Below are 18,046 nucleotides of genomic sequence, written 5' to 3' on the forward strand. Positions count from 1 at the left end.
TTTAATTTTAACGACAAAGGTATTAAAATTTCAACTTATGGAATTGCCAGTCTAGAGTATTGATAAGTACCAGTTCATTATCTAATACAGGTAAATCCAAAATCAATTTCAATGTTTCCTGTGCCATCATTGTTCCTATAATGCCGGGGAACGTGCCCAAAACACCATTTAAACTGCAATTTGGGACATCTTCCGGGTTGGGTGGAATAGGAAATAGATCCCGTAGATTTTTGGAGCCGCTATGATTAAAAACAGCCATCTGTCCTTCAAATCTTAAAATACTACCATATACCAAAGGCTTGTCTAGTTTCACACAAGTGTCATTTACCAGATAGCGGGTTGTAAAATTGTCACAACCGTCTACAATGATATCGAAAGAAGATACTATTTCATCTGCATTATCAACGTTTAGTTTTTCATTGTACACTAGGTAATTCACATTTGGATTCAAACGTTCTAATGTTGCTTTTCCACATTGTGTTTTTAATAAACCCACTGATTCTTCGGTATATAAAACCTGACGATGTAAATTGTGTAACTCCACCTTGTCAAAATCAACTATTCCGATGGTGCCTACTCCGGACGCAGCTAAGTATTGTAGTATGGGGCAGCCCAATCCGCCAGCACCAATAACCAGCACTTTGGCTTTTTTTATTTGTAATTGTCCAGCTTCGCCTACTTCCGGCAAAAGCATAGGTTTTCCATAACGTAAAATATCAGTGATTGTAAGCATTGTCAATTTTAATTAAGCGTTTGAAATTACTACATGTACATTTTGTCCCAATCTTTCCAAACCGGCTCGTAGCCTTTTTGAGTTATAATTTGCGCAATTTGGTTGGCGGAACGTTCATCACTGGTTTCAAATTGTTCCAATGACTGCAGATCGACTGCATAACCACCCGGATTGGTTTTGGAACCGGCACTCATTGCAGTAACTCCGATTGGAATTATATTGTCACGGAATTTTTCATTTTCTCTCGTTGATATAGAAATCTCTAAATCTTCATTCCATAAACGGTAAGCACAAATCAATTGGAGTAAATCCCGGTCGTCCATAATGAAATTCGGTTCGATAATGCCTTCGGCAGGACGCAAACGCGGGAATGAAACCGAATACTTACTCTGCCAATAGGTTTTCTGCAGATAATTTAAATGTAATGCATTGAAAAAACTATCGGTGCGCCAGTCTTCCAATCCCAATAAAACACCCAAACCGATTTTGTGGATACCCGCTTTTCCAATTCTATCCGGAGTTTCAAGTCGGTAATCAAAATTGGATTTTTTCCCTTTCGGATGATATTGTTTATAAACGTCTCGATGATAGGTTTCCTGATAGACCAATACACTGTGAACGCCCGCTTCATGCAATTGTACATACTCTTCTTGTGAAAGCGGTTGGACCTCTACCGAAATATTGGCAAAATCATTTTTAATTTGTTCAACTGCATTTAGAAAGTAATGGATGTTTACGGTATAGTTGGCTTCTCCTGTTACTAATAAAACATGTTCAAATCCAGCTTTTTTCAGTTCGGCTACTTCTAATTTAATTTCCTTGTCGGTCAGGGTTTTCCTTTTGATTTTGTTATCGAGACTGAATCCGCAATAGGTACAGATATTTTGACATTCATTGCTCAAATACATAGGCGCATACATCTGAATGGTTTTACCGAAACGTTTTTGGGTTAATTGATGACTCATTTGTGCCATTTGTTCCAAATAGGGTTGTGCGGAAGGCGATAGCAATGCCATAAAATCATTGAGATTCCGTTTGTTTTTTGCCAATGCCGATTCAACTTCTTTTGAAGTCATTCGATAAATCAAAGTTTGTACCTCATCCCAATCGTACAGTTCAAAAATGGATGCAAAATGGGCCATATTATTCATTTAAAAAAGCAGTTAACGGACTAGATGCAACTGCTCGGTTGATAGATTGTGCCAATTGTGCTTGATACGCTTTACGACCTGCAATTACAGCTTCTTTAAATGCCTCTGCCATTAATTTTGGATTACCAGCAACAGCAATTGCGGTGTTTACTAAAACAGCATCAGCGCCCATTTCCATGGCACGGGAGGCGTGTGATGGCGCACCAATTCCCGCATCAACGATTACAGGCACTTTACTTTGTTCAATGATGATTTCTAGAAAGTCTTCGGTTTTTATTCCTTTATTACTTCCAATGGGGGAACCCAAAGGCATAACCGCAGCTGTTCCGGCATCTTCCAATCGTTTACACAATACAGGATCGGCATGAATATAGGGTAATATAATAAATCCTAGTTTGGCTAATTCTTCTGTTGCCTTAAGAGTTTCTATCGGGTCGGGAAGCAGGTATTTTGGATCGGGATGGATTTCCAGTTTCAACCAATTGGTTTCTAATGCTTCTCGAGCCAATTGCGCTGCAAAAATGGCTTCCTTGGCATTTCGTGCTCCCGAAGTATTGGGTAATAAATTGATATGCGGATGCTTGATATGGGACAAAATAGCATCGGTTTCGGTTTCTAAATCGATACGTTTCAATGCCACAGTGACTAATTCACTTTCAGAAGCTAAAATCGCTCCCTCCATTTGTGTATTGGAACCAAATTTTCCTGTTCCTAAAAACAAGCGGGAGCTAAATTCTTTATCGGCGATTTTTAATGTTGTCATATAATTTTGAGTTGAGTTGAGGAACGAGTTGAGGATTTTGAGTGAGTAAACCGGAGACGGCAACGCCGTAAATACCCGCTTTTAGTATAGGACGCACATCATCGAGTTGGATTCCTCCGATGGCATAGATTGGTGTTTTGATTTTTTTCGTCGCTAGTTTTGAAGCCACTTTTTTATAGCCTTCCAACCCTAAAATCGGACTAAGGTTTTCTTTTGTTGTGGTAAATTGGAACGGCCCCAAACCGATGTAATCGCATTTTTCTTCTACTCTTTGCAGGACCTCTTCGAGTGTGTTAGCGGTTCCGCCGATTATTTTATCCTTTCCTAAAATTGCTCGGGCTGCTTCTATTTTCATGTCGGTTAACCCTAAATGGATTCCATCAGCATTGATTTCATGAGCAATATCAACATGATCATTGATGATAAATGTCGCGGAGTAAGTGTCACAAAGTAGTTTTACCGTATCGGCAAGTTCCAATAATTCTTCTTTCTGTGCCTTTTTAAATCGTAATTGTATCCAGTCGCAACCGTGGTCTAGTGCTTGCCTGATATTGTAGGTTTGCTCTTCGAAGGAATCTCCTTGAGAAATGTATTGTAGTTTACTTAGCATGATGGTATCCTAATAATGTGTTGTTGGTGTTTAAATAGTTTTCTATATATTGTTTTGATTTTTGACAGGAAGTTTCTAATGAAAAGCCTAAGGCCATATTAGCAGCAATAGCTGAAGATAATACACAGCCTGAGCCATGTTTTTCTATTACATTGGAAACGTTTGGAGATAACGTAATTCGGTTGTTTTGACGGTATAAATAATCGGTTCCTAAGGCTGCTGAATTATGACCTCCTTTGAGTAAAACAGCACAGTAGTTTGAAAGCATTTGGGCATTATTTTCCGGTGTATTTTGTTGTGATGTCAATTTCAGAATTTCGATATAATTGGGTGTAATTAGATCGATTTGTTTTAAAATTCCGAGAAGTACTGCTTGACTTTCAACTGTAATGAAGTTGAAATTGGTGGTAGATTTCAAAACCGTATCCCAGATTATTTTGACTTGGGTTGACTGTTTTCGGATTTCAGCAATACAAGATTGCAAGTACTCCAAAGAAGGCATGATGCCAATCTTGACCACTTTGATCTCGTATTTTTTAAAAAGAGTTTGAATGGATTGAAGCACAAAATCGATATCGGTCCAATGCATTGCGTGGAATGCTTCTTCCGTTTGAAGGGTATTTCCGCTCATAATACCTAAGCCGTATACTTGGTGTTGTTCGAATGTTTTGATATCGGCTAAGATACCAGCGCCCCCAGAGGGATCAAAACCTGCAATTGTTAGAACGAATGGGCGATTTGCTGACATTTTTTAAAACTTTCTAAAGGGTTACTACTGTTCCAAATGTATCCTAAAAGGGCTACCTCATCGAAACCGGATTGTAGGGTTTCGGATATGTTTTCAAGCGCTATTCCGCCCAAGGCTATTAGTTTGGTATTCCAATTGGTTCGGTGTTTGACATCAGTCAAGAGATTGGTTTGTGATTGGTAATTTGGCTTTGAAATACTGGGATAGACAGGGCTTAGAAAAGCATAGTCATAATCGTTGTGCAAGGCATTGAATTCTTCGATAGAATGTGTTGCAATCGAGAAACTAAATGCAGACGCATCTGTCCCTGTTTTCGGGTTATGCAATCGGGTAATTCCGAAGGCTTCAGCCAAATGATGATGACTATGCAACACCAATTGATTGCTGTAATCATTTCCAATGGCTGTCAGCAACGCGATCATTGATGTTTCTGAATAATCAGGTTTTCGGACATGTAGCAACCTCAATCCATTGTCAAAAAGTGAATGGATGTGATTGATTTCGTTGTCAACAGCCGTTGGATTAGTGATTACAATCATCTTAGATGTAAATTTCTTTACCGGTTTCTATGAATTCTTCTGACTTTGCTTTCATGCCTTCTTCAGCGGCGGCTACATCGCGGATTTCCTGAGAGATTTTCATCGAACAGAACTTCGGTCCACACATCGAACAGAAATGCGCAACTTTAGCGCCATCGGCAGGTAGTGTTTCATCATGAAATTCTCTTGCGGTGTCGGGATCCAAAGCCAAATTGAACTGATCTTCCCATCTAAATTCGAATCGGGCTTTACTTAAGGCATTGTCGCGGTATTGTGCGCCGGGATGCCCTTTGGCTAAATCGGCAGCATGAGCTGCGATCTTATATGTGATTACCCCGTCTTTTACGTCTTTTTTGTTGGGTAATCCCAGATGCTCTTTCGGTGTTACATAACATAACATGGCGCATCCGTACCAACCAATCATTGCTGCACCGATGGCTGAGGTAATATGATCATAACCTGGAGCGATATCTGTTGTTAATGGACCTAATGTATAAAACGGTGCTTCGGCACAATGTTCCAATTGTTTGTCCATGTTTTCTTTGATCATGTGCATAGGTACGTGACCTGGTCCTTCGATGAATACTTGCACATCGTGCTTCCATGCTATTTTGGTTAGTTCTCCTAGGGTTTCCAATTCGGCAAATTGAGCGGCATCATTGGCATCAGCTATAGATCCCGGGCGTAATCCATCGCCCAATGAGAAAGCCACATCGTATTGCTTCATGATTTCACATATTTCTTCGAAATGCGTGTACAAGAAGTTTTCTTTGTGATGGAACAAACACCATTTGGCCATGATAGAACCACCTCGAGAAACGATTCCGGTAACACGGTTGGCTGTTAAGTGGATGAAGCGCAATAAAACTCCGGCATGAATGGTAAAGTAGGAAACTCCTTGTTCAGCTTGTTCAATCAGTGTATCACGGAAGATTTCCCAGGTTAAATCTTCGGCCACTCCTTTTACTTTCTCCAACGCTTGGTAAATAGGCACAGTTCCGATAGGCACCGGAGAATTACGTATAATCCATTCGCGGGTTTCGTGTATGTTTTTACCTGTAGATAAATCCATGATGGTATCGGCGCCCCAACGGCAAGCCCAGACTGCTTTTTCCACTTCTTCTTCGATAGATGAGGTTACGGCACTGTTCCCGATGTTGGCATTGATTTTCACCAAAAAATTTCTTCCCACAATCATGGGTTCGCTTTCCGGGTGGTTGATATTGTTGGGAATGATGGCACGACCGGCGGCTACTTCACTACGCACGAATTCGGGTGTGATTTTGCTTTTCGGTGTATTGGCGCCAAAACTGTTTCCGGCGTGTTGGCATTGCATTGCTTTTTGTGCAGTTTCCAGTTGTTCTATACGTTGGTTTTCACGAATGGCGATATATTCCATTTCCGGAGTGATGATACCCTGCTTGGCATAGTATAGTTGGGTTACATTGGCTCCCTTTTTAGCACGCATCGGTTTGTGTAGGTATTCAAAACGCAAATGATTCAGACTTTCGTCGTTCAAACGCATTTTACCATAGTCTGAAGAGATTTCGGATAATTCTTCCACATCATTACGGTCTAAGATCCATTGCTCTCGGATGCGTGGTAAGCCTTTGCGCACATCGATATCGGCATTGGGATCGGTATAGGGGCCGGATGTATCGTAAACGGTAACCGGCGGGTTTTTTTCGATACCACCGTTCGATAATTTCGTATCGTGTAGCTGAATTTCGCGCATAGCGACTTTTATCGGGTGGATTTCACCGTCGATATAGACTTTTGTTGAGTTGGGAAAGGGTTTTCTGGAGATTTTTTCTTCGTTGGTCATGTTTGTTATGCGTTATGAATGATATGTTATGAGTTCTTAAAAGCGTTGATTTCCTGCCAGGGATGGAAGCGGATAGCCCGTAAAGGTAAAAGCCGTAAGAAACAGGTTTTGAAAGTGGCGACCGGAGGAAGCGGCTTTCAAGGCTATGTTTTGAGGCTTTTGACTGCGGACTTGCAGCGAACAGCCCGCCCGTGCAGCCTTACTATCCGCCTTGTGTGGCTGTGATGATTAGAATATCGTCGGTTTCAGATAGGACCGTAGTTGCCCAGTCGGTTTTGGGTATTACCGAATTATTGATGGCAAAAGCGATTCCGTTTTGTTTGTTGGGAAATTCGAGGTCAAGCAAAGCCTGAACAGAAAGCGTTGCTGCTTCGAAATGTTTGGGTTTGTTGTTGATTTTTAGTTCCATTCCTGTTAGTTTTAGTATAGCGTACTACTTTAGGAATGGCTACAATGGTGCCTAAAAGCACATTATGAAGTCATCTTACTTTTCCCTACGCTAGTATTAACCAGATCAGGTTCAGAGGGTAAAATCTCAGCCTACATTCCCTAAAACGAGAGTAGACACCCCTAAAGCGAGACAAATGTATGTTTTTTTTATTTAAGATGGTTCGACTTTTTAGAATTTAGGAGTTTATTATTTATGGTTTATGGTTGTTGAGGTTATCTTAAAGTTATAGTAACCCAATAACCGAATAATCTAACCCTCTTGTTGAAGGGTAATGTGCTAAAAGAGTGCTATATCAGTGCTATATCAGTGCTACATCAGTGCTACATCTCCCACTTTTTAAAAATGGATTGTTTTTTTTTCAGGAAGGAAAGAAAGGGTTTTAACGTATTCCGATTTGTCGTATTTAGGAGAAATCTTACGTCTTTTTTAATCGTTAACAATTTGATTTATAATAAGTAATCTCTTTCCTTGCAATTTTCTTATTTTTACACCCGAATATAAATCTTAATCTATGAAGCAACATTATTTTTTCAGCCTTATTCTTTTCTTCTTCACTTTTTTGGGCTCTAATGCACAAAATAATGCGATTAATTTAGCTACCAATTCGGCATTTACGATTTCCGGTTGTAACGGATGTCCGCAATTTCCACTTAATATAACTTCGTTTACCTTTGAGTATGACTTTTATTTGAATTCAGCGAGCGATGGTAACGGTAGATTCCTATGCGCGCCAGGTATTTCTTCAGTTGCAAAACCGATTGAATTTTATGTTGATGCTTCAGGAGTATCGGTTTTAAAATTGGGTAATGGTACTACTTTCGAGACCATTGCCGGCACTCCTTCGTTTGCTGTTGGACAATGGTATCACGTTGCATTTGTAGTGAACAATACCGCTACTAAAAGTATAAAAATGTATGTCAACGGAATTCAAGTATTGGATGCTGTTTTTACACAACCTATTGAATTTTATGATAATAATTCTAATTATACGAGAATAAATCTTGGTTCATTTAGTGGCACTAATAATTGTAAATTCGATAATTTACGAATCTGGAACGATTTACGAACCAGTACAGAGATCTTTGACAATTATTCTAGTTGTGTAAGTAACACTGAACAAGGATTGGAATTGGATGTGAATTTTGACGGTTCCAACAATGGTGTAATTCTCAATAGAGCGGTAAACTCAACCTATAAGCACGGTTTTGGATATGGAAATTTTTCTTTTGTTACTGGCTCAGGTTGTAGTACAACTCCTGCACATCCACCGATTACTGTAACAGGAAATTATGCGGGTAAATACTATTATTCAGGAGAAGTAAACGGTAAACCTCGTTATGCTACAGACAATGACCTTGACTGTAGTTTTTTTACTGCTGAATCAAGCTGTACTTTACCGGAGTCGTATGAAATAGTTTGGGATAATAGTACATGGGTTTTAAAACCAGTAGGTTGTTTTTGGTTGTTCACTTCCTGTGTAGATGTTGACGATTTTGATCCAGATAATTATGGGACGAACTCGGCTACTCTTCCTTTTGGACCATGTGACGGCTGGGTTTTTACTGATACGAATGCAAGTAGTACTTTTTCTTCTGATGAATGTACTGCATTAAATACCGATAATTTTACTTCCAAAGAGTTATTGGTTTATCCGAACCCTTCCAAGCATAGTTTTACATTGAATTTTAACGAAGCATTGAAGGTGGAAATTTTTGATGTACTTGGTCAATCAATTTATAGATCTAATTTATCTATGGGATCAAATTCTATAGATTTAAGTCGCTTCTCGAAAGGGATTTACATTTTACGAGCGGTTACCACTACTGGAAATGTAAAAACAATCCAATTGATAAAAGAGTAATTGGTACAATAGTATAAAAAAGGAGGTCAATAATTTTGACCTCCTTTTTTAGTTTCGTAACCAGCAATCTTCCACGTGGTCGTTCACCATTCCGGTGGCTTGCATATGGGCATAAACTACTGTGGAACCCACAAATTTGAATCCGCGTTTTTTCAAGTCTTTACTTAGTTTGTCAGAGATTTCGTTCGTTGCCACCACATCTTGTAAGGATTTGGGTTTGTTGTCTATCGGTTTGCCACCTACGAAGCCCCAGATGTAGTTGGAGAAAGTTCCAAATTCCTCCTGTACCTTTATGAAAGCCTGCGCATTGCTTACTGTAGCTTTGATTTTGAGTCCATTTCGAATAATACCAGCGTCTTCTTTTAAAGCCTCCATTTTGGTTTCGTTATAAGCAGCTACTTTTTTATAATCGAAATTGTCAAAAGCTTTTCGGAAGTTTTCGCGTTTGGCCAATATGGTGTACCAGCTTAGTCCAGCCTGAAAGGTTTCCAGAACCAGAAATTCGAAGATAGTTGCATCATCATACACCGGTTTACCCCATTCATTATCATGATAGTTGCGGTATAAATCGTCTTTTTCACACCAACCGCAGCGTTTTTTTTCCATATTTTGTGTCTTTGGTTACCAATTGAATTTTGAATTAATCGTAAATTTACATCAAATTATGATGGAAATGAAAACGGAAATTGCGCAGTGTTTTTTGAATAGCTATTCGTATCCCGAATATCGTGAGAGAGTTTCTAATTTACTGGCGGAAGGAAAATCGTCGGGTAATGAACAAACGGAAGAATTGTTGCATTACAGTCAATTGAATGAAACTCGCATGAATCGCTTGGACAAAACGATTCAGGTTCCTGATGAAGTTGTTCATAAAATCCAGTTACTGAAGAAAAAGTACATTTGGTTGACGTTGACAGAAGGCTGGTGTGGTGATGCGGCACAAATTGTTCCTATCTTGTTTAAAATGGCATCTGTATCGGACCGCATACAGTTGAAATTGGTCTTTAGAGACGAGAATGAGACGTTAATGAACCATTTCCTTACCAATGGCAGTAAATCAATCCCTAAAGTCATTATTTTGGATGCTGAGACTTTAGAAGTAAAATCGAGTTGGGGACCACGACCAGAGGGAGCCACCCATCTTATCAAAAGTTACAAAGCGCAGTATGGTGTGGTGGATGAAACGGCTAAGACGGAATTACAACTTTGGTATTTGAAAGATAAAGGTTTGAGTACCCAAATGGAGTTGGCCAATTTGTTAGAGCATTTAGAGCATTTGGGGCATCAGAAGCTTTAAAATATCCGTACATAACCACCTATACTAAAGATTACAGTTGATGTTTTGTTGTTAAAATTAAAGTTGTATTCAGACAGTTCAATTAAAAGACCAACATCATCGTAGCTTTCAAAAGACAAGTTTATCCTACGATATCGGCCTTGCATATCGCCTCGTCCTATGGCGTAACCTCTTCCATAACCCAAATTAAGGGCTATTCTGCTTTTTTCATCCCTAAAAAAAGGACTAAGACGTAAATTTCCAAAAACAGGTACCGCCACTAATTTAAGTTTTAATCGAATGTCGATGCCGGTATTGACGCTAATTCCAAGCCATTTGTTTTTTTGTAGCCCTACACCATATTTTAATCCCAAACTATTTGGAATGAATAATGGCTTACTCTCGTCATCCTCTGTCATTGGATTATCATCCTCATCATTAATACTAAAAGATGTTGTTATCTCAAACTGTTTAAAAACAGGACTTATCGGTTTGGTTCTTTCGTATTTCGGTTTTATGGAGTCTTTAAGGCTTAAACCATAAGGTATTGTGTCTTGGGAAAAGACGAGTGTTGATAAAAGTAAAAAAAGAAATAAAAACTTATTTTTCATTTTTTGGTATCAATTTATCAAATGCTTCAGGAGTAACCGCTTCTTCAACCGAATAATCGCCAATTTTGGTTCGGCGTAATACTGTTAAATGCGCTCCAGATTGCAAAGATAAACCAAAATCATAAGCTAACGAACGAATATAAGTGCCTTTGCTGCATTGCACTCTGAAATCGATTTCAGGTAGTGCAATACGGGTAATTTCAAATTCGTAAATAGTGGTTTTTCGTGATGCAATTTCCACTTCTTCACCGGCACGGGCGTGTTCATACAAGCGTTTTCCGTCTTTTTTTATGGCTGAAAACACCGGTGGTTTTTGATCGATTTCCCCTAGAAACTGATGTACAGTCTCCTGAATTAGTGCTTCGGTGATATGTTCTGTTGGGAAAGTGGCATCAATTTCGGTTTCTAGGTCGTAGGAAGGAGTTGTAGCACCAACCATTATTGTTCCTGTGTATTCTTTGGTTTGAGCTTGAATTTCGGTAATTTTTTTGGTGAATTTCCCGGTACAAACGATCAATAGCCCGGTCGCCAAAGGATCTAAGGTACCGGCATGACCAATTTTAAATTTCTTTGGTAAGCCTAATCGGTTTTTTAGCGCGTACTTTAGTTTGTTGACAGCTTGAAACGAACTCCAAGTCAGTGGTTTGTCAATCAGTAAAACCTGACCGTTTAATATATCTTCCGCCGAATACAAAGTAATAATTATTTAAAATAAGTGAAATAGAAAAGGAGTAGAGTACCTGCAATAATACGATACCAGCCCCACGGTTTGAATCCGTATTTTTTGATAATACCGATAAAAAATTTGATAGCGATAACAGCTACTATGAAAGCAACCAGATTTCCCACCAAAAACATGGTGATGGTTTCTTTGGATTGTAGAATTAATTCATAGCCTTTCATTTGGCTGTGCTCGTAAGTTTTGATCAGTACCGAATAACACGTAACGGCCAACATGGTAGGAACGGCTAAAAAGAAAGAAAATTCAGCGGCAGCATGTCGGCTCAATCCTTGTTGCATTCCGCCAATGATAGAGGCTGCACTTCGGCTTGTTCCCGGCATCATTGCTAAACATTGCCAGAAACCAATAGTTACCGCTTTTTTGATTGAAATTTCTTCTTCGGTAGCTACAGTTGGGTTTTGGAAGAACTTATCAATGAACAATAGGATAATTCCGCCTACAATCAAAACAATAGCAATAGGGATGGGATTGCCTAAAACGGCTTCGATCTTATCATCGAATAATTTACCTAAAACCAGGGCTGGAACCACGGCACATGCTAGTTTGATAAAGAAATTCCATTTCGAAAAATCGAAGAACTTTTTCCAGTATAAAGCAACAACAGCCAAAATAGCCCCAAATTGAATGGATACTTGGAATAATTTCACAAAATCATCTTCTTGTATACCAAAGTACGAACTGGTAAATATCATGTGTGCAGTAGAAGAAACCGGTAAATATTCGGTTAGGCCTTCTACGATAGCAATAAGTATGGCTTGTAGGATATCCATAGACACGTCTTAAATTTCAGTGGAGCATTTTGGTCAAGAAACCAAACCAATTACTGTAGTTATTTAGTTTTTTTAAAGATCGAATATATTGTAATTCCAAATCCAGCCAAAACCATTGTAGGCGCTAATCGGATTCTTCTGAAATTAAAGATATCAGGATTGAACACTTTCGGATCATCGCTTCCACCTCCAGTCATTAGTATGAAACCAATGGTAATAACCGCTAATCCAATTAAGAGAAATTTATAATTGACCTTTTCGAAAAGAAATTCATTTTTTTTATCTTCCATCTAACTCTATTTTGTGTTGTTTACAATTGCCTTTTACCATTTTGGCTTAGGTTCTCGAAGTCACGTTTTATTTTAATACAAATCGTCTGTTCTTAAATTCAAGAAACGTTGTGTAGCAAAATGGGTGCTTATCCACGTTATTAGTACTCCAACTCCGAAAACACCTAATAAAATCATGATGATGGAGAATTTGTCTTCCATGATGCCTAAGTTTGGAAAATTAGAATCAACATAGAACAATACACCCAGTAAGGCGATGATGGCCACACCAGCACCAATCATACCCAGTCTTACGCTTCTCCAGATGAATGGTTTTCTGATGAAAGCTTTTGTAGCTCCCACCATTTGCATTGTTTTGATGATAAAGCGGTTGGCATATATCGATAATCGTAATGAACTATTGATGAGTAAAACAGCAATTACCGTTAAAAATCCACTTATGATTAAAATCCACATACTGGCTTTTTTCACGTTTTCGTTCACCATTTTTACCAACTGTTTGTCGTAGATGATGTCCGAAATCAATTTGTTTTCTCTTAGTTTGGCTTCGATTTTAGCAATACTGTCGCTTTCCACATAGGCTGCTTTGATATGGATATCGAAAGAGTTTTGTAATGGGTTTACGCCTAAGAATTCCATGAAATCCTCACCAATAATATCCGAATGGGTTTTTGCGGCTTGTTCTTTGGTTACAAAATCAACGGTTTTTGCAAATTTCGTTGCTTTAATGCTATCGCCGAATTTTTGTAATGTAGTGTCTTGGGCTTCATCTTTGAAATAGATAGACATCGCAATGCCTTCTTTGAAATCATTAGACAGTTTTCTAGAATTTACGACGAAAAGTGCCAATAAACCCAACATAAAAAGTACTAAAAACACACTCAATACCACAGAAAAATACGACGTAATTAATCTGCGTTTTTGAAATTTTTCAAAAGATGAACTCATACAATAAAATTATTTGGGGTAAAAATAACAAAGAATTTCTTTATATAAAGTTAATAACGCTCAAAGTTTCATGTTTCTTATAATAAATGTAAATTTATAAGCCGTTTTATCCTCGGAAAATTAAAAATAAAGCATAACAGACAAAAAATGGAATACAGAATCGAAAAAGATACCATGGGTGAAGTAAAGGTTCCTGCGGATAGATATTGGGGTGCGCAGACCGAACGTTCTCGAAATAATTTTAAGATCGGTCCTTCGGGATCTATGCCTAAAGAAATCATTGAAGGATTTGCTTATTTGAAAAAAGCGGCCGCGTATGCCAATTGTGATTTGGGTGTACTTTCTTCAGCAAAAAGAGATGCTATAAGCGCGGTTTGCGATGAACTATTGGCTGGAAAATTAGACGATCAATTTCCTTTGGTAATTTGGCAAACCGGATCCGGAACACAAAGCAATATGAATGTGAATGAAGTGATTGCCAATCGGGCTCAGGTTTTGGCCGGACATAAGATTGGGGAAGGAGATCCAATCATCAAGGCGAATGACGATGTGAATCAATCGCAATCCTCGAACGATACCTTTCCAACAGCAATGCACATTGCCGCCTACAAAATGATTGTAACAACTACGATACCAGGAATTGAGCAATTGCGTGACACACTGCGAAGCAAAGCAGAAGCCTTCACCACTATCGTAAAAATAGGACGTACCCACTTGATGGATGCCACTCCGTTAACTCTGGGTCAGGAGATTTCCGGTTATGTGGCCCAGTTGGATTACGGATTGAAAGCTCTTAAAAACACCCTACCTCATCTTTCGGAAGTGGCTTTGGGTGGAACTGCCGTTGGTACCGGATTAAATACTCCGAAAGGGTATGACATGAAAGTTGCATCGTACATTGCGCAATTTACAGGTCATCCTTTTGTGACCGCTCCCAATAAATTTGAAGCTTTGGCTTCGCACGATGCCATTGTTGAAACACATGGCGCTTTGAAGCAGTTGGCTGTTTCCTTGAACAAAATAGCCAATGATATCCGAATGTTGGCCTCAGGTCCGCGATCGGGTATTGGTGAAATTCTTATTCCCGAGAATGAACCGGGTTCCTCTATCATGCCGGGTAAAGTCAATCCGACCCAATGTGAAGCACTCACAATGGTATGTGCGCAGGTATTAGGGAATGATGTGGCGATTACTGTGGGAGGAATGCAAGGACATTACGAGCTGAATGTTTTCAAACCGGTTATGGCGGCAAACTTCTTACAGTCGGCGAGATTGTTGGGCGATGCCTGTGTGTCTTTTGATGAACATTGCGCACAGGGAATAGAACCCAATCATGCCCGAATCAAAGAATTGGTTGATAATTCATTAATGTTGGTTACGGCTTTGAATACCAAAATAGGTTATTATAAAGCCGCAGAAATTGCACAAACTGCCCATAAAAACGGAACAACACTAAAAGAAGAAGCCATCCGCCTCGGTTATGTTTCTGCCAAAGATTTTGACGCATGGGTCAAACCCGAAGACATGGTGTGAATTAAGGAATTGCTTTAAATGAACTTAATAGCCTTCAAAATTTCCAGTTTCTTATAATAAATGTAAATTTGCGACTTAAATTTTAAGTGCGGAAGGACTTTGCGACTTTCCACTTTGAAACTTTGTAACTCTTAAGATGAAATACTTTCACGAACAAATCGAAGCCAAATGGCAAAAGTACTGGGCAGACCATCAAACGTTTGCTGCTGCAACTAATTCTGATCAACCGAAATACTATGTGTTGGATATGTTTCCTTACCCTTCAGGGGCTGGGCTCCATGTGGGGCATCCGCTGGGTTATATCGCTTCGGATATCGTAGCGCGATATAAAAGACACAAAGGATTCAATGTGTTGCATCCACAAGGATATGATTCATTTGGTTTGCCAGCAGAACAATATGCTATTCAAACTGGTCAGCATCCTGAAAAAACCACTAAGGAGAATATTGCCCGTTACCGTGAGCAATTGGATAAAATTGGTTTTTCATTCGATTGGAGCCGTGAAGTACGTACTTCAAATCCAGAGTATTATAAACATACCCAGTGGATTTTCATCCAGTTATTTGAATCATGGTATAACAAAAATACCGACAAAGCTGAAGATATCTCAACTTTGACGGCTATTTTCGCAACGGAAGGAAATGCAAATGTGCATGCCGTTTGTGATGACAACATTGCTCTTTTTTCAGCTTCGGAATGGAATGCTTTTTCTACAGAACAACAACAAAAAATACTGTTACAATACCGTTTAACATATTTGGCGGAAACCGAAGTGAACTGGTGTCCGGCATTAGGAACGGTTTTGGCGAATGACGAAATCGTAAACGGCGTTTCAGAACGTGGAGGACATCCGGTTATTCGTAAAAAGATGACCCAATGGTCGATGCGTATTTCAGCTTATGCAGAACGTTTGTTACAAGGATTAGAAGCAATTGATTGGACCGAATCATTGAAAGAATCACAACGCAACTGGATTGGAAAATCGGTGGGTGCTGCGGTTACTTTCCAAGTGAAAGATCACGATGCGGTGATTGATGTGTTTACCACGCGTCCTGATACCATTTTTGGTGTCACGTTTATGACGTTAGCACCGGAACATGACTTGGTAGCTCAAATTACCACTCCAGAACAAAGAGAAACAGTTGATGGTTACATTGAAGCTACGGCTAAACGTTCTGAGCGTGAGCGTATGGCCGATGTGAAAACTATATCGGGAGTGTTTACCGGAGCGTATGCAGTGCACCCGTTTACCCAAGAACCGATTCCGGTTTGGATTGGAGATTATGTATTGGCTGGATATGGGACCGGAGCTGTAATGGCTGTACCATGTGGTGATGAGCGTGATTATGCGTTTGCGAATTTCTTTAAAGGAACGAAGGGCATGCCAGTCATTAAAAATATTTTCAATCAGGATATTTCCGAAGCCGCTTACGGTGAAAAAGCCGGTTTTGAGTTGGTCGATTCTGATTTCTTAAACGGATTGGATTATAAGGCCGGTACGAAGAAAGTTATTGAGGAATTGGAAAAGATAGGCGCAGGAACGGCCAAAGTGAACTACCGTTTGCGTGATGCTGTTTTCTCGCGTCAACGTTATTGGGGAGAACCATTCCCAGTATATTATGTGAACGGAATGCCTCAAATGATTGCCAAAGAACACCTTCCAGTTGTATTGCCGGAAGTGGAGAAATATTTGCCAACTGAAGACGGGCAGCCACCATTAGGAAATGCAACGGTTTGGGCTTGGGATACGATGAACAATCAAGTCGTGAGTAATGAATTGATCGATCATGTCACTGTATTTCCATTGGAATTGAACACTATGCCAGGTTGGGCAGGATCGTCTTGGTATTGGATGCGTTATATGGATGCACACAATGCAGATGAGTTTGCAAGCCAAGATGCCTTGAAATACTGGGAAAATGTGGATTTATATATTGGTGGAAGCGAGCACGCAACCGGCCACTTGTTGTATTCGCGTTTCTGGAATAAATTCTTAAAAGACAAAGGTTTTGCGCCTACGGAAGAACCTTTCAAAAAACTGATCAACCAGGGGATGATTTTGGGTGAAAGTGCTTTTCTTTTTATATTACAGACAAGGTTTGGGGAGAAAAGTGGACAAACTCAAGTTATAATTACAAAAGAATTATATTCTGAAATCATAAATGGAGGCTCTATTGATATTTTGCCTAAAACATTGGCTGATTTTCTTGTTGGAAGAATGAATTTACATTTAGAGTTTAACCAAGATTTAAAAGGTTTACCATTTAATTTTATTTGTTACAAAACTCCAATTGATGTTAATTATGTAAATCTAAAAAATGAAATTATAGTTGGAGAATTAGATAATAACAATAGATATAAAAATGACATTTTGAATTCTTCATATTATGATGGAAATGTAATAATAGATGGTAATAAAATCGAAGTCCTTTCTGTTCATAGAGAGGTAGAAAAAATGTCCAAATCAAAATACAACGTAGTTAATCCTGATGATATCTGCGAACAGTACGGAGCCGATACGTTGCGTTTGTACGAAATGTTTTTGGGACCATTGGAACAAGCGAAACCATGGAATACAGCTGGTATTACTGGAGTTTCAGGATTCCTGAAAAAACTATGGCGTTTGTACTTCGATGATAATGGTTTGATAGTCATTAACGACGAACCGACTGCTGACATGTACAAATCGTTACACAAAACCATCAAAAAGGTAACTGAAGATATCGAGAATTTCTCTTTCAATACTTCAGTATCACAGTTTATGATTTGTGTAAACGAACTGGCACAGCAAAAGTGTAATCACAGAGCTATTTTAGAACCGTTGGCTGTTGTAGTTTCACCTTATGCGCCGCACATTGCTGAAGAACTGTGGAGTGCTTTGGGTCATGAAGGATCGATTTCGACCGTGGCTTTTCCTCAATTTGAAGAAAAATACTTAGTGGAATCTGAAAAAGAATATCCGGTATCTTTCAATGGGAAGATGCGTTTCACGATTAAATTGCCATTGGACTTGACAGCGGCTCAAATTGAAGCAATCGTTATGGCCGATGAACGAACTCAAAATCAGTTACAAGGAAGAACTCCTAATAAAGTGATTATCGTTCCTGGAAAGATTATCAATTTAGTAGGATAGGTTTTCTATTTACTATAAAAATCCCAAATTCCCATTCTGACAAGATCAGAGATCGGGAATTT

18 protein-coding genes and 1 riboswitch are annotated in these 18,046 nt (G+C 39.1%); of the genes, 4 read left to right on the plus strand and 14 right to left on the minus strand.

The window, feature by feature from the left end; genetic code table 11:
- Window positions 1–22: 22 nt before the first annotated feature.
- The 8 genes from ACS8MM_RS13565 to thiS all read right to left on the minus strand — a co-directional run bounded on the left by ACS8MM_RS13565 (window position 23) and on the right by thiS (window position 6,778).
- Complete coding sequence (locus ACS8MM_RS13565) at window positions 23–733, minus strand: HesA/MoeB/ThiF family protein (RefSeq protein WP_379717827.1); 711 nt, start codon at window positions 731–733, stop codon at window positions 23–25.
- Window positions 734–762: 29 nt separating this feature from the next.
- Window positions 763–1,875 (minus strand): 2-iminoacetate synthase ThiH, encoded by a 1,113-nt coding sequence (thiH, locus tag ACS8MM_RS13570; protein WP_379717829.1) that lies wholly within the window; start codon window positions 1,873–1,875, stop codon window positions 763–765.
- Window position 1,876: 1 nt separating this feature from the next.
- The gene (locus tag ACS8MM_RS13575; RefSeq protein WP_379717831.1) at window positions 1,877–2,647 is read right to left on the minus strand and encodes a thiazole synthase; all 771 of its coding nucleotides are present in this window, start codon (window positions 2,645–2,647) and stop codon (window positions 1,877–1,879) included.
- Window positions 2,622–3,257: a thiamine phosphate synthase gene (locus ACS8MM_RS13580; protein WP_379717833.1), complete on the minus strand. Its 636-nt coding sequence runs from the start codon at window positions 3,255–3,257 to the stop codon at window positions 2,622–2,624. The genes ACS8MM_RS13575 and ACS8MM_RS13580 overlap by 26 nt, the downstream gene beginning before the upstream one ends.
- Entirely contained in the window at window positions 3,247–4,005 is a 759-nt protein-coding gene (locus tag ACS8MM_RS13585) for a hydroxymethylpyrimidine/phosphomethylpyrimidine kinase (RefSeq protein ID WP_379717835.1), read from the minus strand. Before ACS8MM_RS13585 ends, ACS8MM_RS13580 begins: the two co-directional genes overlap by 11 nt.
- The gene (locus ACS8MM_RS13590) at window positions 3,978–4,544 is read right to left on the minus strand and encodes a thiamine phosphate synthase (protein WP_379717837.1); all 567 of its coding nucleotides are present in this window, start codon (window positions 4,542–4,544) and stop codon (window positions 3,978–3,980) included. The genes ACS8MM_RS13585 and ACS8MM_RS13590 overlap by 28 nt, the downstream gene beginning before the upstream one ends.
- A gap of 1 nt (window position 4,545) precedes the next feature.
- Window positions 4,546–6,369, minus strand: a complete 1,824-nt coding sequence (thiC, locus tag ACS8MM_RS13595) for a phosphomethylpyrimidine synthase ThiC (protein ID WP_379717839.1) — start codon at window positions 6,367–6,369, stop codon at window positions 4,546–4,548.
- A gap of 202 nt (window positions 6,370–6,571) precedes the next feature.
- On the minus strand, window positions 6,572–6,778 hold the full coding sequence (gene thiS, locus ACS8MM_RS13600) for a sulfur carrier protein ThiS (RefSeq protein WP_379717841.1): 207 nt from the start codon (window positions 6,776–6,778) through the stop codon (window positions 6,572–6,574).
- A gap of 65 nt (window positions 6,779–6,843) precedes the next feature.
- Window positions 6,844–6,951: riboswitch (TPP riboswitch) on the minus strand.
- Window positions 6,952–7,331: 380 nt separating this feature from the next.
- Here thiS and ACS8MM_RS13605 point away from each other — a divergent pair.
- Window positions 7,332–8,681: a LamG-like jellyroll fold domain-containing protein gene (locus tag ACS8MM_RS13605; protein WP_379717843.1), complete on the plus strand. Its 1,350-nt coding sequence runs from the start codon at window positions 7,332–7,334 to the stop codon at window positions 8,679–8,681.
- A gap of 48 nt (window positions 8,682–8,729) precedes the next feature.
- Here the strand turns inward: ACS8MM_RS13605 and ACS8MM_RS13610 are convergent, their stop codons facing one another.
- Window positions 8,730–9,287, minus strand: coding sequence for a DNA-3-methyladenine glycosylase I (locus tag ACS8MM_RS13610; protein WP_379717845.1), 558 nt, complete (start codon window positions 9,285–9,287; stop codon window positions 8,730–8,732).
- 67 nt (window positions 9,288–9,354) lie between these two features.
- On the opposite strand from ACS8MM_RS13610, the gene ACS8MM_RS13615 reads away from it, so the two are divergent.
- Window positions 9,355–9,978, plus strand: a complete 624-nt coding sequence (locus ACS8MM_RS13615) for a thioredoxin family protein (protein WP_379717847.1) — start codon at window positions 9,355–9,357, stop codon at window positions 9,976–9,978.
- Here the strand turns inward: ACS8MM_RS13615 and ACS8MM_RS13620 are convergent.
- The 5 genes from ACS8MM_RS13620 to ACS8MM_RS13640 form a co-directional block, all read right to left on the minus strand.
- Window positions 9,975–10,568 (minus strand): hypothetical protein, encoded by a 594-nt coding sequence (locus ACS8MM_RS13620; protein ID WP_379717849.1) that lies wholly within the window; start codon window positions 10,566–10,568, stop codon window positions 9,975–9,977. The genes ACS8MM_RS13615 and ACS8MM_RS13620 overlap by 4 nt on opposite strands.
- Window positions 10,558–11,262 (minus strand): tRNA pseudouridine(55) synthase TruB, encoded by a 705-nt coding sequence (gene truB / locus ACS8MM_RS13625; protein ID WP_379717851.1) that lies wholly within the window; start codon window positions 11,260–11,262, stop codon window positions 10,558–10,560. The genes ACS8MM_RS13620 and truB overlap by 11 nt, the downstream gene beginning before the upstream one ends.
- An 8-nt stretch (window positions 11,263–11,270) precedes the next feature.
- Complete coding sequence (locus tag ACS8MM_RS13630; RefSeq protein WP_379717853.1) at window positions 11,271–12,080, minus strand: undecaprenyl-diphosphate phosphatase; 810 nt, start codon at window positions 12,078–12,080, stop codon at window positions 11,271–11,273.
- 59 nt (window positions 12,081–12,139) lie between these two features.
- Window positions 12,140–12,370: a DUF3098 domain-containing protein gene (locus ACS8MM_RS13635; RefSeq protein ID WP_379717855.1), complete on the minus strand. Its 231-nt coding sequence runs from the start codon at window positions 12,368–12,370 to the stop codon at window positions 12,140–12,142.
- A 72-nt stretch (window positions 12,371–12,442) separates the two neighbouring features.
- A complete protein-coding gene (locus ACS8MM_RS13640; protein ID WP_379717857.1) occupies window positions 12,443–13,318 on the minus strand; it encodes a cell division protein FtsX in 876 nt (291 codons plus the stop codon).
- Window positions 13,319–13,465: 147 nt separating this feature from the next.
- Between ACS8MM_RS13640 and fumC the strand changes: the two genes are divergently transcribed.
- Window positions 13,466–14,851, plus strand: a complete 1,386-nt coding sequence (gene fumC / locus ACS8MM_RS13645) for a class II fumarate hydratase (protein WP_379717859.1) — start codon at window positions 13,466–13,468, stop codon at window positions 14,849–14,851.
- Window positions 14,852–14,987: 136 nt separating this feature from the next.
- Entirely contained in the window at window positions 14,988–17,984 is a 2,997-nt protein-coding gene (locus ACS8MM_RS13650; protein WP_379717861.1) for a leucine--tRNA ligase, read from the plus strand.
- The last annotated feature ends 62 nt before the right edge of the window (window positions 17,985–18,046 follow it).

This window comes from Flavobacterium sp. MAHUQ-57, from assembly GCF_051908335.1.
Classification (GTDB): Bacteria; Bacteroidota; Bacteroidia; order Flavobacteriales; family Flavobacteriaceae; genus Flavobacterium.

What these genes read in the sequence shown, in the direction of transcription:
- ACS8MM_RS13605 (WP_379717843.1), top strand. Translation starts at nt 7,332, where the DNA reads ATGAAGCAACATTATTTTTTCAGCCTTATTCTTTTCTTCTTCACTTTT.
- ACS8MM_RS13610 (WP_379717845.1), bottom strand. Translation starts at nt 9,287, where the DNA reads ATGGAAAAAAAACGCTGCGGTTGGTGTGAAAAAGACGATTTATACCGC.
- fumC (WP_379717859.1), top strand. Translation starts at nt 13,466, where the DNA reads ATGGAATACAGAATCGAAAAAGATACCATGGGTGAAGTAAAGGTTCCT.
- thiH (WP_379717829.1), bottom strand. Translation starts at nt 1,875, where the DNA reads ATGGCCCATTTTGCATCCATTTTTGAACTGTACGATTGGGATGAGGTA.
- ACS8MM_RS13590 (WP_379717837.1), bottom strand. Translation starts at nt 4,544, where the DNA reads ATGATTGTAATCACTAATCCAACGGCTGTTGACAACGAAATCAATCAC.
- thiS (WP_379717841.1), bottom strand. Translation starts at nt 6,778, where the DNA reads ATGGAACTAAAAATCAACAACAAACCCAAACATTTCGAAGCAGCAACG.
- ACS8MM_RS13650 (WP_379717861.1), top strand. Translation starts at nt 14,988, where the DNA reads ATGAAATACTTTCACGAACAAATCGAAGCCAAATGGCAAAAGTACTGG.
- ACS8MM_RS13640 (WP_379717857.1), bottom strand. Translation starts at nt 13,318, where the DNA reads ATGAGTTCATCTTTTGAAAAATTTCAAAAACGCAGATTAATTACGTCG.
- ACS8MM_RS13620 (WP_379717849.1), bottom strand. Translation starts at nt 10,568, where the DNA reads ATGAAAAATAAGTTTTTATTTCTTTTTTTACTTTTATCAACACTCGTC.
- ACS8MM_RS13575 (WP_379717831.1), bottom strand. Translation starts at nt 2,647, where the DNA reads ATGACAACATTAAAAATCGCCGATAAAGAATTTAGCTCCCGCTTGTTT.
- ACS8MM_RS13585 (WP_379717835.1), bottom strand. Translation starts at nt 4,005, where the DNA reads ATGTCAGCAAATCGCCCATTCGTTCTAACAATTGCAGGTTTTGATCCC.
- thiC (WP_379717839.1), bottom strand. Translation starts at nt 6,369, where the DNA reads ATGACCAACGAAGAAAAAATCTCCAGAAAACCCTTTCCCAACTCAACA.
- ACS8MM_RS13630 (WP_379717853.1), bottom strand. Translation starts at nt 12,080, where the DNA reads ATGGATATCCTACAAGCCATACTTATTGCTATCGTAGAAGGCCTAACC.
- ACS8MM_RS13615 (WP_379717847.1), top strand. Translation starts at nt 9,355, where the DNA reads ATGAAAACGGAAATTGCGCAGTGTTTTTTGAATAGCTATTCGTATCCC.
- ACS8MM_RS13635 (WP_379717855.1), bottom strand. Translation starts at nt 12,370, where the DNA reads ATGGAAGATAAAAAAAATGAATTTCTTTTCGAAAAGGTCAATTATAAA.
- ACS8MM_RS13565 (WP_379717827.1), bottom strand. Translation starts at nt 733, where the DNA reads ATGCTTACAATCACTGATATTTTACGTTATGGAAAACCTATGCTTTTG.
- ACS8MM_RS13580 (WP_379717833.1), bottom strand. Translation starts at nt 3,257, where the DNA reads ATGCTAAGTAAACTACAATACATTTCTCAAGGAGATTCCTTCGAAGAG.